This window comes from Streptomyces sp. NPDC042259 (genome assembly GCF_055582085.1).
On sequence record NZ_JBVJDW010000006.1, the window covers coordinates 94,113 to 109,170 of the forward strand.

General features: G+C 69.6%; 9 protein-coding genes. 4 read left to right on the plus strand and 5 right to left on the minus strand.

Annotated features, from left to right (window positions below):
- Positions 1-86 precede the first annotated feature (86 nt).
- From ACZ6MA_RS18185 to ACZ6MA_RS18205, 5 genes are all read right to left on the minus strand, one after another.
- A complete protein-coding gene (locus ACZ6MA_RS18185; protein ID WP_469434818.1) occupies positions 87-1,127 on the minus strand; it encodes a PAC2 family protein in 1,041 nt (346 codons plus the stop codon).
- Positions 1,128-1,428: 301 nt separating this feature from the next.
- Positions 1,429-3,036 (minus strand): glycerol-3-phosphate dehydrogenase/oxidase, encoded by a 1,608-nt coding sequence (locus ACZ6MA_RS18190; RefSeq protein WP_469434819.1) that lies wholly within the window; start codon positions 3,034-3,036, stop codon positions 1,429-1,431.
- Positions 3,037-3,038: 2 nt separating this feature from the next.
- Positions 3,039-4,583 (minus strand): glycerol kinase GlpK, encoded by a 1,545-nt coding sequence (gene glpK, locus ACZ6MA_RS18195; protein ID WP_469434820.1) that lies wholly within the window; start codon positions 4,581-4,583, stop codon positions 3,039-3,041.
- 41 nt (positions 4,584-4,624) lie between these two features.
- Positions 4,625-5,407, minus strand: a complete 783-nt coding sequence (locus tag ACZ6MA_RS18200; protein ID WP_469434821.1) for an MIP/aquaporin family protein — start codon at positions 5,405-5,407, stop codon at positions 4,625-4,627.
- Between the two features lie 414 nt (positions 5,408-5,821).
- Entirely contained in the window at positions 5,822-6,586 is a 765-nt protein-coding gene (locus ACZ6MA_RS18205) for an IclR family transcriptional regulator (protein WP_130876996.1), read from the minus strand.
- 293 nt (positions 6,587-6,879) lie between these two features.
- On the opposite strand from ACZ6MA_RS18205, the gene metH reads away from it, so the two are divergent.
- The 4 genes from metH to ACZ6MA_RS18225 all read left to right on the plus strand — a co-directional run bounded on the left by metH (position 6,880) and on the right by ACZ6MA_RS18225 (position 14,929).
- Positions 6,880-10,386, plus strand: a complete 3,507-nt coding sequence (metH, locus tag ACZ6MA_RS18210) for a methionine synthase (RefSeq protein ID WP_469434823.1) — start codon at positions 6,880-6,882, stop codon at positions 10,384-10,386.
- Between the two features lie 153 nt (positions 10,387-10,539).
- The gene (locus ACZ6MA_RS18215; RefSeq protein ID WP_469434824.1) at positions 10,540-11,241 is read left to right on the plus strand and encodes an HAD family hydrolase; all 702 of its coding nucleotides are present in this window, start codon (positions 10,540-10,542) and stop codon (positions 11,239-11,241) included.
- Positions 11,242-11,665: 424 nt separating this feature from the next.
- On the plus strand, positions 11,666-13,264 hold the full coding sequence (locus ACZ6MA_RS18220; protein ID WP_469434826.1) for an ABC transporter substrate-binding protein: 1,599 nt from the start codon (positions 11,666-11,668) through the stop codon (positions 13,262-13,264).
- 66 nt (positions 13,265-13,330) lie between these two features.
- Positions 13,331-14,929 (plus strand): ABC transporter substrate-binding protein, encoded by a 1,599-nt coding sequence (locus ACZ6MA_RS18225; RefSeq protein ID WP_469434827.1) that lies wholly within the window; start codon positions 13,331-13,333, stop codon positions 14,927-14,929.
- The last annotated feature ends 129 nt before the right edge of the window (positions 14,930-15,058 follow it).

The following is a 15,058-nucleotide window of genomic DNA, read 5'->3' on the forward strand; positions in this document are numbered from 1 at the left end:
CCGCCCGGGGCCTCGAACGACGGCGCCCGGGACGCCCGCGACGGTCGCGGGCGTCCCGGGCGCGTACCGCGTCCGGGGGGGCCGGTTCAGCCCTCGGTGTCCGGCCCTCCGGGGGCCGGGCCGGAGCCGGGGTCCTCGTCGGGCGCCGGGGGCTGCGGTTCGTCCTTGGGCTGCGGCTTCGGCGGCCGGGTGCGGCCGCTGGAGGTGTCACGGAGGTACGAGGAGTCGCGGCCGTCGGCGACCCCGGGGTCGGCCGCGAGGCCGCCCGGCTGGCCCGGCCCGGGCTGGCCGTCGCGGCGCCGCAGATAGCGCTCGAACTCCCGGGCGATGGCCTCGCCGGAGGCCTCCGGCAGCTCGGCGGTGTCCCGCGCCTCCTCCAGCGACTGGACGTACTCCGCGACCTCGCTGTCCTCCGCCGCCAGCTGGTCCACGCCCAGCTGCCAGGCCCGTGCGTCCTCCGGCAGATCACCGAGCGGGATCCGCAGATTGGCCAGGTCCTCCAGGCGGTTGAGGAGCGCCAGGGTCGCCTTCGGGTTCGGCGGCTGCGAGACGTAGTGCGGCACGGCCGCCCACAGGCTCACCGTCGGGATGCCCGCGTGGGTGCACGCCTCCTGGAGAATGCCGACGATGCCGGTCGGGCCCTCGTAACGGGACTCCTCCAGATCCATGGTGCGCGCCAGGTCCGGGTCGGAGGTGACGCCGCTGACCGGCACGGGCCGGGTGTGCGGGGTGTCGCCGAGCAGCGAGCCCAGGATCACGATCATCTCCACCCCCAACTCGTGGGCGAAGCCGAGGATCTCGTTGCAGAACGAGCGCCAGCGCATGCTCGGTTCGATGCCCCGGACCAGGACCAGATCGCGCGGTGCCGACCCGCCCGTACGCACCACGGACAGCCGAGTGGTCGGCCAGGTGACCTTGCGGACACCGCCGTCCAGCCACACCGTGGGCCGGTTGACCTGGAAGTCGTAGTAGTCCTCGGCGTCGAGCGCACCGAAGACCTCGCCCTTCCACTCGCGGTCGAGGTGCGCGACCGCGCTGGAGGCGGCGTCCCCGGCGTCGTTCCAGCCCTCGAAGGCACAGATCATGACCGGGTCGATCAGCTCGGGAACCCCCTCAAGCTCGATCACCCAGCGCCTCCTTCCGACCGGGGCGCCACGGGGGTCCGTGCCACCGCCGGTTGCAGTTCCGTGCAGTTCTGTCGCGTGTGCCGCGGGCCCGCCGGTCACCCGTCGCCGGCCCGCTTTCCGTGTGCGACCTTAAGCCTACGGCTTCCGCGTCCCGCGGTCGCGACCCCTGTACGACAGGGCGCCCGCCGCTCGACCGGTACGCCCGACGCGCCCGGTGGCGGGACACGGGTCGAGGGGAGAGACGCGTGTCTCTCCCCTCGACGGGTAATACGGTGCCGCCGGCCGTCCGGCGGGCCGGGCGTCAGCCCTTGTCGCTGAGCATGTCCTTGACCTTGGCGCGGACGTCCTCGTTGTCCAGGCCGCGGATCGTCAGGGTGGTACGGCGGCGCAGCACGTCGTCGACCGTCTCGGCCCACTCGTGGTCACGGGCGTAGGCGACCTGCGCCCAGATCTCGGGACCGTCGGGGTGGATGCGCTCGGCCAGCTCCGGGTTCTCGTTCGCCAGGCGCGCGATGTCGAAGGACAGCGAGCCGTAGTGCGAGGCGAGGTGACGGGCGGTCAGCGGGTCCATGCGGCTGCCGGGCTCGCGGTCCACCAGCAGTCGGTGGGCGACCGCGTTGGGGTTGGAGATGCCGGGCAGCGGGGTCCGGCGGACCAGGTTGGAGATGGGCTCCATGTCCTCGGTCAGCGGGCTGCCGGGAAGCTTGGCGAGCTTGTTCATGACCGTACGGCCGATGTGGCGGTAGGTCGTCCACTTGCCGCCGGCGACGGACAGCATGCCGCCCTTGCCTTCGGAGACGACCGTCTCGCGCTTGGCCTGGGCCACGTCGCCGGGGCCGCCCGGCAGGACGCGCAGACCGGCGAAGGCGTACGTCATCAGATCGCGGTCGAGGTCCGCGTCCTGGATGGAGAACGCCGCCTCGTCGAGGATCTGCTGGATGTCCTCCTCGGTGGCGCGCACGTCGGCCGGGTCGCCCTCGTACGCGGTGTCGGTGGTGCCGAGGAGCAGCTGGTCCTCCCACGGGAGGGCGAAGGTGATGCGGTACTTGTCGATCGGGGTGGCCATGGCGGCCTTCCACGGCGACTTGCGCTTCATCACGATGTGCGCGCCCTTGGAGAGGCGGATGGAGGGGGCCGCGCCCTTGTCCTCCATCGTGCGCAGGTGGTCGACCCAGGGGCCGGTGGCGTTGAGCACGACACGGGCGTTGACGCCGAACTCGGTGCCGTCGGTGCGGTCCTTCAGCTCCGCGCCGGTCACCTTGCCGTGCGTGAAGCGCAGCCCGGTCACCTCGGCGTGGTTGAGGACCACGGCACCGGACTCGACGGCCGCGCGGACCGTCATGACGGCCACCCGCGAGTCGTTCATCTGGTGGTCGTAGTAGACCGCGACGGCCTTGAGGTTGTCCGTGCGCAGACCCGGGTTGGCGGCCTGGGCCTTGGCCGGGGAGATGACCTTGCCGACGCCGTCGCCGAAGGCGGACAGCGCGGAGTAGGCGAAGACACCGGCGCCCAGCTTGGCGGCGCCGACCGGGCCGCCCTTGTAGACCGGCAGGTAGAAGGTGAGCGGGTTGACCAGGTGCGGGGCCACGTCCTTGGCCAGCACCCGACGCTCGTGGTGGTTCTCCGCCACCAGCTTGACCGCGCCGGTCTGCAGGTAGCGCAGACCGCCGTGGACGAGCTTGGAGGAGGCGGAGGAGGTGGCGCCGGCGAAGTCGCCGGCGTCCACCATCGCGACCCGCAGTCCGGACTGCGCGGCGTGCCAGGCCACCGAGGTGCCCAGGATGCCGCCGCCGATCACCAGGAGGTCGTACGTCGCGTTGGACAGTCGGTCCCGGGTCTCGGCGCGGCTCGGGTTGGAACCGGCAGCCGGGTGCGTCCCGAGGGTCGGGACGCTCTGCAGGGTGCTCATGATTACTCCTCGTCCTCGATCCAGCCCATGGTCCGCTCGACGGCCTTGAGCCAGCTCTTGTACTCGCGGTCACGCGTGTCCGCGTCCATCCGGGGTGTCCACTCGGCGGCCCGGCGCCAGTTGGCGCGCAGGGCGTCGGTGTCCGGCCAGAAGCCGACGGCGAGGCCGGCGGCGTAGGCGGCGCCGAGGCAGGTGGTCTCGGCGACCATCGGGCGCACCACGGGTGCGTCCAGGAAGTCCGAGAGCGTCTGCATCAGCAAGTTGTTGGAGGTCATGCCGCCGTCGACCTTGAGCGCGGTCAGCTCGACGCCGGAGTCCTTCGTCATGGCGTCGGTGATCTCGCGGGTCTGCCAGGCGGTGGCCTCGAGCACGGCGCGGGCGATGTGCGCCTTGGTGACGTAGCGGGTCAGACCCGCGATGACACCGCGCGCGTCGGAGCGCCAGTAGGGGGCGAACAGACCGGAGAAGGCCGGGACGAAGTACGCGCCGCCGTTGTCCTCGACGGAGCTGGCGAGCGTCTCGATCTCCGCCGCGCTCTTGATCAGGCCCATCTGGTCGCGCATCCACTGCACGAGGGAGCCGGTGACGGCGATGGAGCCCTCGAGGGCGTAGACCGGCTTCTCGTCACCGATGCGGTAACCGACGGTGGTCAGCAGCCCGTTGTAGGAGTTGACGGGCTCGTCGCCGGTGTTCATCAGCATGAACGTGCCGGTGCCGTAGGTCGACTTGGCCTCGCCCTCGGAGAAGCAGGTCTGGCCGAACAGGGCCGCCTGCTGGTCGCCGAGCGCGGAGGCGACGGGCACGCCGTCCAGCGCGCCGCCCTTGGCATTGCCGTAGACCTCGGCGGAGGAGCGGATCTCCGGCAGCACGGCGACCGGGATGCCCATGGAGTCCGCGATGCGCTCGTCCCAGGAGAGGTTGCGCAGGTTCATCAGCATGGTGCGGGAGGCGTTGGTGACGTCGGTGACGTGCACGCCGCCCTCGACACCGCCGGTGAGGTTCCAGATGACCCAGGAGTCCATCGTGCCGAAGAGGATGTCGCCGCGCTCGGCGCGCTCCCGCAGGCCCTCGACGTTGTCCAGCAGCCAGCGGACCTTCGGGCCGGAGAAGTAGCTCGCCAGCGGCAGGCCGGTCTCGCGGCGGAAGCGGTCCTGGCCGACGTTGCGGCCCAGCTCCTTGCAGAGCGCGTCGGTGCGGGTGTCCTGCCAGACGATCGCGTTGTGGACCGGCTCGCCGGTGTTCTTGTCCCACAGCAGCGTGGTCTCACGCTGGTTGGTGATGCCGATCGCCTTGACGTCGGCGGCGGTGATGCCCGCCTTCTCGATCGCGCCGGCGACGACCTGCTGGACGTTGGCCCAGATCTCGGTGGCGTCGTGCTCGACCCAGCCCGGCTTCGGGAAGATCTGCTCGTGTTCCTTCTGGTCGACGGAGACGATGCGGCCGTCCCGGTCGAAGACGATGCAGCGGGACGAGGTGGTGCCCTGGTCGATCGCGGCGATGAACGGGCCCGTGCCGTGGGAGCCGGTCGTGGTGTTCGCGTCGGTCATGGTGTGTGCTCCTGGGAAAGTCTGAAGGTCTCGGCGGGTGCTCAGAACGCGATCTTGTGGATGCCTGCGGCGAGCGCGGCACCGACGAGCGGTCCGACCACCGGGATCCAGGCGTAGCCCCAGTCTGAACCGCCCTTGTTCGGCAGCGGCAGCAACGCGTGCACGATGCGCGGGCCGAGGTCGCGGGCGGGGTTGATGGCGTAACCGGTCGGACCGCCGAGCGAGAGGCCGATGCCGACGACGACGAAGGCGACCATCAGGGTGCCCGTGCCGCTGGTGGCGAGGCCCTTGGTCAGACCCATGGTGAGGATGAAGAGCACCAGCGCGGCGGTCCCGATGATCTCCGTGACGAGGTTCTGCACCGCGTGACGGATCTCGGGGCCGGTGGAGAAGATGCCCAGCACCGGGCCGGCCTGGGGGGTCGCGGTCTGGTCGACCATGCCCTCCTTGGGGTTCAGGCTCGCGACCAGCTCGGGGTCGGTCAGGTGAGCCCTGAACTGGCCGTAGTAGGCGAGCCACACCAGCGTCGCGCCGATCATCGCGCCCAGCAGCTGGGAACCGATGTAGAGCGGTACGTCGCTCCACTCGACCGCGCCGTCTATCGCGAGGCCGACGGTGACGGCCGGGTTGAGGTGCGCGCCGGACTTGGTGCCGATGTACGCACCCGCCAGTACGGCGAACCCCCAGCCGAACGTGATGGCCAGCCAGCCCGCGTTGAGCGCCTTGGAGCGCTTCAGGGTGACGGCGGCGCACACACCGCCGCCGAACAGGATCAATACTGCGGTACCGATGAGCTCACCGGTGAAGATGTCGGAGCTGGACACCCGCGACTCCTTTGTCCTTCGTCCAGGGGAAGGCGAACCCCGGGTCCCTCCGGTGGTCCGCGCCCTCCGAGAGGGCGTTGATCGGTCCCGCGGCAGTGTCCACCATAGCGAATATTGTCGTTAGGTGTTCGACAATGCCGACCGATGAACGGCAGTTTTCTGCACGGTTAAGGGCGCGTCAAGGGTCCTGTGACTGAAAACTCGTGGCTGTACGGCCGAAAACCATCGTTCGGGTTACCGGTTGGTACTCCCTGCTACCGGCCGGTATCCGACGGTGCCGATCCTGGTGAGATGTCGATCTTGAACCGATTTCCCGAGTCGATTCTCACCCGGTGCGCGTCAGGGGCTCAGACCGTTTCCGGTCGGCGGGTGACCGGTTCTCGGCCACCGCCGCGCCCGGCGCCCGGGCGGGGCTCAAAAACGCCCCGCGCCCAGATCCCGGGAGACGGCCCGCGCGCAGTCCCGTACCGCCGCCACCAGCTGTGCGCTCAGCTCGCCGCCCTCGCGCACGCGCTCCACCGCACCGGTGATGCCCACCGCGCCCACCGGCATCCGCCGCCGGTCGTGGATGGGGGCGGCCACCGAGGCCACGCCCTCCCAGGTCTCCTCGACGTCCGCGGCCCAGCCGCGGGCCCGGGTCAGGTCCAGGATCTCCTCGAAGTCGCCGAGGCCCGTCACGGTGTGCGGCGTGAACGCCTCGCGCTCGGCCTCCGCCACCTCGCTGTGCGCCACCGGGTCGTAGGCGCACAGGACCTTGCCCAGCGCCGTGCTGTGCAGCGGCTGCATCGCGCCGACCTCCAGCACCTGGCGGCTGTCGTCGGGCCGGAAGACATGGTGGATGATCAGCACGCCCTGCTGGTGGAGCACGCCCAGATAGACGCTCTCCCCGCTGGAGCGCGCCAGGTCGTCGGCCCAGACCAGGGCCCGTGCCCGCAGTTCGTGGACGTCCAGATAGCTGTTGCCCAGGCGCAGCAGTTCGGCGCCGAGCTGGTAGCGCCCGGACGCGGGGTCCTGCTCGACGAAGCCCTCCTGCTGCAACGTCCGCAGGATGCCGTGCGCGGTGCCCTTCGCGAGCCCCAGCGCGGAGGCCACATCGGACAGACCGAGCCGTCGCTCACCCCCTGCGAGCAGCCGCAGCATCGCCGCCGCCCGTTCGAGCGACTGGATGGTCCGAGCCATCGAGCAACCTCCTCAAATGCCGTTCGGCAATGCTGAACACTATCGGCCGATGCCGACCAAGGGGTAGCTGACCGCGGGCCCCTCCATGATCGCCGAGAGCACGGGGCGGCTCGCACCAGGGCTCGTACCGGCCAGTATCGGACGACTGTTTCAGGCCGTCTCTCCGCCGCACCAGTCCGCCCGTCAGATGAGATGCCCACTCCCATCCGTGGGGCCGCCAGCTACGCTGACGGCGTGCGCCTTCTGCCGGAAGGCGTAAAGCCGACAGCCGTCGCAACCCCGGGAGCACTTCCATGGCCTCGTACACGCCATCGACCGCCAGTTCCGCCCGAGCCTCCGCCCTGCGTGAGGCGCTCGCCACCCGTGTCGTGGTGGCCGACGGGGCGATGGGCACGATGCTCCAGGCGCAGGACCCCAGCCTCGAGGACTTCCAGCAGCTGGAGGGCTGCAACGAGATCCTGAACGTCACCCGGCCCGACATCGTGCGCTCGGTGCACGAGGAGTACTTCGCCGTCGGCGTGGACTGCGTGGAGACCAACACCTTCGGCGCCAACCTCGCCGCCCTCGGCGAATACGACATCCCCGAGCGCATCTTCGAGCTGTCCCAGGCGGGCGCGCGGATCGCCCGCGAGGTCGCGGACGAGTTCACCGCGCGCGACGACCGCACCCGCTGGGTGCTCGGCTCCGTCGGCCCGGGCACCAAGCTGCCGACCCTCGGTCACGCCCCCTACGGCAAGCTGCGCGACGCCTACCAGCAGAACATCGAGGGCCTGATCGCCGGCGGCGCCGACGCGATCCTGGTGGAGACCACCCAGGACCTGCTCCAGACCAAGGCGTCCGTCGTCGGCGCCCGCCGCGCCCTGAAGGCGGCCGGCGCCGATCTGCCGCTGCTGGTCCAGGTGACCGTCGAGACCACCGGCACCATGCTGCTCGGCTCCGAGATCGGCGCGGCCCTCACCGCCCTGGAGCCGCTGGGCATCGACATGATCGGCCTCAACTGCGCGACCGGCCCGGCCGAGATGAGCGAGCACCTGCGCTACCTCTCCCGCCACGCCCGCACCCGGGTCTCCGCCATGCCCAACGCCGGTCTGCCGGTCCTGGGCAAGAACGGCGCCCACTACCCCCTGTCGCCCGCGGAGCTGGCCGACGCGCACGAGACGTTCGTCCGGGAGTACGGCCTCTCGCTCGTCGGCGGCTGCTGCGGCACGACCCCCGAGCACCTGCGGCAGGTCGTCGAGCGGGTCCGGGACATGCGGCCCGCCGAGCGGCGGCCGCGGCCCGAGCCGGGCGCCGCCTCGCTCTACCAGACGGTCCCCTTCCGCCAGGACACCTCCTACCTGGCCATCGGCGAGCGGACGAACGCCAACGGCTCGAAGAAGTTCCGCGAGGCCATGCTCGAAGGCCGCTGGGACGACTGCGTCGAGATGGCCCGCGAGCAGATCCGCGAGGGCGCCCATCTGCTCGACCTCTGCGTCGACTACGTCGGCCGGGACGGCGTCGCGGACATGGCGGAGATCGCGGGCCGGTTCGCCACCGCCTCCACGCTGCCGATCGTGCTGGACTCCACCGAGCTGGACGTCATCCGGGCGGGCCTGGAGAAGCTGGGCGGCCGGGCCGTCATCAACTCGGTGAACTACGAGGACGGCGACGGCCCCGAGTCCCGCTTCGCCAAGGTCACCGCGCTCGCCGTCGAGCACGGCGCGGCGCTCATCGCGCTGACCATCGACGAGGAGGGTCAGGCCCGCACCGTCGAGCACAAGGTCGCCGTCGCCGAGCGGCTCATCGAGGACCTCACCACCAACTGGGGGGTGCTGGAGCCGGACATCCTCATCGACTGCCTCACCTTCACCATCTGCACCGGCCAGGAGGAGTCCCGGGGCGACGGCATCGCCACCATCGAGGCGATCCGCGAGCTCAAGCGCCGCCACCCCGAGGTGCAGACCACGCTCGGCCTGTCCAACATCTCCTTCGGCCTCAACCCGGCCGCCCGGATCGTGCTCAACTCGGTCTTCCTGGACGAGTGCGTCAAGGCCGGCCTCGACTCGGCGATCGTGCACGCCTCGAAGATCCTGCCGATCGCCCGGCTGGAGGAGGAGCAGGTCAAGGTCGCACTCGACCTGATCTACGACCGCCGCGCCGAGGGCTACGACCCGCTGCAGCGGCTCATGGAGCTGTTCGAGGGCGTCAACACCAAGTCGATGAAGGCCGGCCGGGCCGAGGAACTCCTCGCCCTGCCGCTCGACGAGCGGCTCCAGCGCCGCATCATCGACGGCGAGAAGAACGGCCTGGAGACCGACCTCGACGAGGCGCTCACCACCCGCCCCGCCCTGGACATCGTCAACGACACCCTGCTGGCGGGCATGAAGGTCGTCGGCGAGCTGTTCGGCTCCGGCCAGATGCAGCTGCCGTTCGTGCTGCAGTCCGCCGAGGTCATGAAGACCGCGGTGGCCTACCTCGAGCCGCACATGGAGAAGAGCGACGCGGACGGCAAGGGCACCATCGTGCTGGCCACGGTCCGCGGCGACGTCCACGACATCGGCAAGAACCTCGTCGACATCATCCTCTCCAACAACGGCTACAACGTCGTCAACCTCGGCATCAAGCAGCCCGTCTCCGCGATCCTGGAGGCCGCCGAGGAGCACCGGGCGGACGTGATCGGCATGTCCGGGCTGCTGGTGAAGTCCACCGTGATCATGAAGGAGAACCTGGAGGAGCTGAACCAGCGCAAGCTGGCGGCGGACTACCCGGTGATCCTCGGCGGGGCCGCGCTGACCCGCGCCTACGTCGAGCAGGACCTGCACGAGATCTACGAGGGCGAGGTCCGCTACGCCCGCGACGCCTTCGAGGGCCTGCGGCTGATGGACGCCCTGATCGCCGTCAAGCGCGGCGTGCCCGGCGCGACGCTCCCCGAGCTGAAGCAGCGCCGGGTGCCCAAGCGCGAGACCGCCGTCGTCGAGACCGAGGAGCCCGAGGGCTCCGTGCGCTCCGACGTCTCCGTCGACAACCGCGTCCCCGAGCCGCCGTTCTGGGGCACCCGGGTCATCAAGGGCATCCCCCTGAAGGACTACGCCTCCTGGCTGGACGAGGGCGCGCTCTTCAAGGGCCAGTGGGGGCTCAAGCAGGCCCGTAGCGGCGGGCCCACGTACGAGGAGCTGGTGGAGACCGAGGGCCGGCCCCGGCTGCGCGGCTGGCTGGAGAAGCTGCACACGGAGAACCTGCTGGAGGCGGCCGTCGTCCACGGCTACTTCCCCTGCGTCTCCAAGGGCGACGACCTGATCCTGCTCCACGAGGACGGCACCGAGCGCACCCGCTTCACCTTCCCGCGCCAGCGGCGCGGGCGCCGGCTGTGCCTCGCGGACTACTTCCGCCCGGAGGAGTCGGGGGAGCGGGACGTGGTGGGCCTGCAGGTCGTCACGGTCGGCTCGCGGATCGGCGAGGCCACGGCCGAGCTGTTCGCCGCCGACGCCTACCGCGACTACCTGGAGCTGCACGGACTGTCGGTGCAGCTGGCGGAGGCCCTCGCCGAGTACTGGCACGCGCGGGTCCGGGCCGAGCTGGGCTTCGCGGGCGAGGACCCGGCGGACGTGGAAGACATGTTCGCGCTCAAGTACCGCGGCGCCCGCTTCTCCCTCGGCTACGGCGCCTGCCCGAATCTGGAGGACCGCGCGAAGATCGCCGACCTGCTGGAGCCGGAGCGGATCGGGGTCCACCTGTCGGAGGAGTTCCAGCTCCACCCGGAGCAGTCCACGGACGCCATCGTCATCCACCACCCCGAGGCGAAGTACTTCAACGCCCGGTAGTCCCGCCCACGGGAGTCGATCCGCGAGAGCCCCGCGGATCGACGAATCGAAGTGACGCACGGTAATGACCGCCGTACACTTGTCGGTCCGGTGAAGGCCGGTTCGCCCTCCGGGGCGGACCGGCCTTCTCGTCCCCCGTGGAGGTGTGCCCGTATGACCAGCAGCATTCCCGCTGTCGACGCCCGCTCGGCAGCCGGCTCGGCCCTCCAGGCCGTCCTGCTCGACATGGACGGCACCCTCGTCGACACGGAGGGTTTCTGGTGGGACGTGGAGGTCGCGGTCTTCGCCGAGCTGGGGCACCGGCTCCTCGAGGAGTACCGCGAGATCGTCGTCGGCGGCCCCATGACCCGCAGCGCCTCGTTCCTCATTCAGGCCACCGGTGCGAAGATCGCCGTCACCGAGCTGACCGTGCTGCTCAACACGCGCTTCGCCGAGCGGATCGGCGAGGGGGTGCCGCTGATGCCCGGGGCCAGACGGCTGCTCGCCGAGCTGGCCGCGCACGGCGTCCCGACCGCCCTGGTCTCCGCCTCGCACCGGCACATCATCGACCGGGTGCTGCTCACCCTGGGCGCGGAGAACTTCGCCCTGACCGTCTCGGGCGACGAGGTCGCCCGCACGAAGCCGCACCCGGACCCGTATCTGGAGGCCGCCGCCAGGCTCGGGGTGGACCCGGCGCGCTGTGCCGTCGTGGAGGACACCATGACGGGGGTCGCGGCCGCCGAGGCGGCCGGCTGCCGGGTGCTGGCGGTGCCGTCGGTGGCCCCGATCCCGCCCGCCGCGGGCCGCACGGTCGTCGGTTCGCTGGAGGAAGTCGATCTCGCTTTCCTGCGCGGCCTGATTACGGGAATGCACTGAACCATGCACTGAGCGTGCCGCGCGTAAAGACCAAGGAACTCTGGGCGCCGGAACGATTGTTTTCCGTGACGAATGTGCTGGCTGAATTCCCGTAGTCCGCACGGCGGCGGTGTGCGTGACGTTCGTCACCGGAATCGAGGCTTCCCCAGGGGTTCCCACCCTCGCCGAGGGGCCTCCGTGGGGGCTGAAGCGCACCCTTGTGTCCCGATTGATGATCTCGTGCGCGAATCGTTCCGGCGTCCGGATATCGGTGATCCATGGGCTGTTATCACCGCGTGATATTCCTTCGACTTCGCCGTGTTCCGGGGGCAGTGGCCTCGCGCACTAATCTTTTCGCGAGAACTTCACGGCTGCCCGGGTGACCAGCACAACCGACATCGGTATGGTCCCGGGACCGATCGCATCGCAGGGAGAACCCCAGACAATGAACCGCAAGACGTTGGTGCTGCCGATCGTGGCAGGCCTGCTGGCCCCCGCCCTCGTCGCCTGCGGCGGGAGCGACGGAGCCGGAGCGGGCAACAGCGCCATCGTCATCGGCACCACCGACCGGTTCGAGGAGACGACGGACGCCCCGGCGCCCTTCGACCCCGCCGTCGCGTACGACATCGGCGCCTGGAACGTCCTGCACAGCACCTTCCAGACACTGCTGCGGCTGCCCCGCTCGGGCACCGCCCCGATCGCCGACGCCGCCTCCAAGTGCTCCTTCGGCGACCGCCGCAACGAGCAGTTCCGCTGCACACTGCGCAGCGGGCTGAAATTCTCCAACGGCAACGCGCTCACCGCCGAGGACGTCAAGTTCTCCATCGACCGCGCCCGGGCCATCAACTTCGAGAACGGCCCGGTCTCGCTGCTCAACAACATCGACTCGGTGGAGACGCCGAGCGAGCGCGAGGTCGTCTTCCACCTCAAGTCGCCCGACGCGACGTTCCCGCAGAAGATCGCCACCCCGGCCGCGGCCATCCTCGACAGCGAGAGCTACTCCAAGAAGAAGCTCGACCCCGGCTTCAAGGTGACCGGCTCCGGCCCGTACACCCTGGAGACCGAGCAGAAGGACGGACGCGTCGTCAAGGCCGTCTTCAGCAGGAACAAGGACTACCAGGGCCCGCTGAAGCCGCAGAACGACAAGGTCGAGATGCGCTTCTACGACGACTCGCAGTCGATGGAGAAGGCGCTCAAGTCCGGCGACATCGACATCATCAACCGGACCCTGTCCCCGCAGCAGATCAGCAGGCTGCGGACCACCACGAGCAAGGGCGTCCGGTTCATCGAGGCCCCCGGCCAGGAGATCAGCATCCTCGCGTTCAACACCGAGGACGCGACGGTCAAGCCGAAGGCCGTGCGCCAGGCCATCGCCCAGCTGGTCGACCGTCAGTCCCTGGCCCGTGAGGACTCCGACCGCACCAACGACCCGCTGTACTCGATCGTGCCGAGCGGCATCACCGGCCACCAGAACTCCTTCTCCAACCGGTACGAGACGCCCAGCGTCGACAAGGCCCGCGCCATCCTGCGCGCCGCGCACATCGACGGCCCGGTCCCGCTGACCCTCTCGTACACCACGGACCACTACGGTGAGGCCACCGGCAAGGCCTTCAAGAACCTGCAGAAGCAGCTGAACTCCAGCGGGCTCTTCAAGGCCAGGCTCCAGGGCGTGAAGTGGTCGGAGTTCCGCCCCAACGCCTCGGCCGGCAAGTACGCCGTCTACGGCATGGGCTGGTTCCCCGACTTCCCGGACCCGGACAACTTCGTCGCGCCGTTCATCGGCAAGGACAACTTCCTGCAGTCCCCGTACCGGAACGCGAAGATCAGCAACGAGCTGATCCCGCAGTCCCGCCAGGTGACCCAGCGGGACGCGGCGGCCAAGTACTTCCAGCAGGCCCAGGACATCGTGGCCGAGGAAGTGCCGGTGCTGCCGCTGTGGCAGGGCAAGCAGTACGTGGCCGCACGGGACCGGATCACCGGTGCCGAGTGGGCGCTCAACTCCGCCTCGGAGATGCAGCCGTGGGAGCTCGGCCGCGGCAAGTGAGGCACAGCTGTTCAGTCCCATCCTTCGATCTCTTCTGACGATCAAGAAACTGTGAGGAACGTGCACGTGAGGAAACGTGACCAGTGGCTTGCCGCCCCGCTCGGCGCGGGGCTCGCCGCCGCCCTGCTCACCGGGTGCGGTTCGGACGACGGCGAGGCGGCCGGCACCGGTGAGTCGGTGGTCATGGGGATGTCCGACGAGGTCGTGTCCACCGACCCGGCCTCCGGCTACGACCCGGGCTCCTGGCTGCTCTTCAACAACGTCTTCCAGTCGCTCCTGAGCTTCCCCAAGGGCAGCACGACGCCCCAGCCGGAAGCCGCCAAGGAGTGCAGCTTCAAGGACGGGAGCAGCACGGTCTACCAGTGCAAGCTCCGGGACGGACTGAAGTTCAGCAACGGCCACGAACTCACCTCCGAGGACGTCGCCTACTCCTTCCGCCGCACGCTGAAGATCAACGACGACAAGGGTCCGGCGTCCACGCTGCTCTCCTCGATCAAGGAGATCAAGACCCCGGACAAGTCGACGGTCGTCTTCCAGCTCAAGCGCCCCGACGCGACCTTCCCGCAGAAGATCGCCTCCGGCGCCGGCTCCATCGTGGACCACCACGAGTACCCGATGAACAAGCTGCGCACCGACGGCAAGGCCGTCGGCTCGGGTGTCTACAAGCTCGACTCGTTCGACAAGAAGCAGGCCAAGTTCTCGGTCAGCGGCTCCTACCAGGGCGGCGCCAAGGTCCAGAACAACGGCGTCACCATGAAGTTCTTCCACGGCAAGCAGGAGGAGCTGAAGACCGCCGTCCAGAAGGGCGACGTCGACATCGCCTACCGTGGTCTGGCCATGAAGGACATCGCCGACCTCGAGGCCGCCGAAGCCGGCGACAAGAAGAACCTCGAGGTCGTCGAAGGCAGCAGCGCCGAGGTCCAGCACCTGGTCTTCAACACCAAGGACCCGGTGGTCGGCAAGGTCGGCGTGCGCAAGGCCATCGCGTACCTCATCGACCGCAGCACCCTCGTGCGTGACGTCTACAAGCGGACCGCCGAGCCGCTGTACTCGATCGTCCCGAGCGGTATCACCGGCCACAAGACGCCGTTCTTCGAGGCCTACGGCGACCGCCCGCAGCCCGCCAAGGCCGCCGCGGCCCTGCGGTCCGCGAACGTCTCCGGCAAGGTCAAGCTCACCCTGTGGGCCACGCCCATCCGTTACGGGCCGGGCACCGTGCCCGCGTTCAAGGAGATCGCCAAGCAGCTCAACGCGAGCGGCCTCTTCGACGCGGACGTGCAGAGCGTCCCGTTCGAGGAGTACGACAAGGGCGTCACCGAGGGCAAGTACGGCGTCTATGTGAAGGGCTGGGTCCCCGACTACCCGGACCCGGACAACTTCACGGCGCCCTTCTTCGGCAAGGGCAACGTGCTCTTCAACAACTACGAGTCGAAGGAGATCACGGGGAAGATCCTGCCGACGACCGCCGCCCAGGGCAGCCGCCCGGCGACCGTCGAGGACTTCGCCCGGCTGCAGACGACCGTCGCCGACGACCTGCCGATCCTGCCGCTGTGGCAGGGCAAGCAGTACGCCGTGGCCAACAAGCGGATCTCCGGTCTGCAGTGGACCCTGGACTCCTCGACCGTCTTCCGGTTCTGGGAGATCAGCAAGGCCGCCAAGGACTGACCCGTGAAACGACCGGGAGGGGCCGGGGTCGCCCTTCACCGCGGAACCCGCCCCCCCCCGCTTTTCCCTTCTCCCCAAGTCTCTTCCTTCCAACCCCAGGTCGGGTCCTTTCCGTCTTGGTGCACCCAA

Coding starts and splice junctions, on each gene's coding strand:
- ACZ6MA_RS18190 (WP_469434819.1), bottom strand. CDS start 3,036: ATGAGCACCCTGCAGAGCGTCCCGACCCTCGGGACGCACCCGGCTGCC.
- ACZ6MA_RS18205 (WP_130876996.1), bottom strand. CDS start 6,586: ATGGCTCGGACCATCCAGTCGCTCGAACGGGCGGCGGCGATGCTGCGG.
- glpK (WP_469434820.1), bottom strand. CDS start 4,583: ATGACCGACGCGAACACCACGACCGGCTCCCACGGCACGGGCCCGTTC.
- metH (WP_469434823.1), top strand. CDS start 6,880: ATGGCCTCGTACACGCCATCGACCGCCAGTTCCGCCCGAGCCTCCGCC.
- ACZ6MA_RS18220 (WP_469434826.1), top strand. CDS start 11,666: ATGAACCGCAAGACGTTGGTGCTGCCGATCGTGGCAGGCCTGCTGGCC.
- ACZ6MA_RS18215 (WP_469434824.1), top strand. CDS start 10,540: ATGACCAGCAGCATTCCCGCTGTCGACGCCCGCTCGGCAGCCGGCTCG.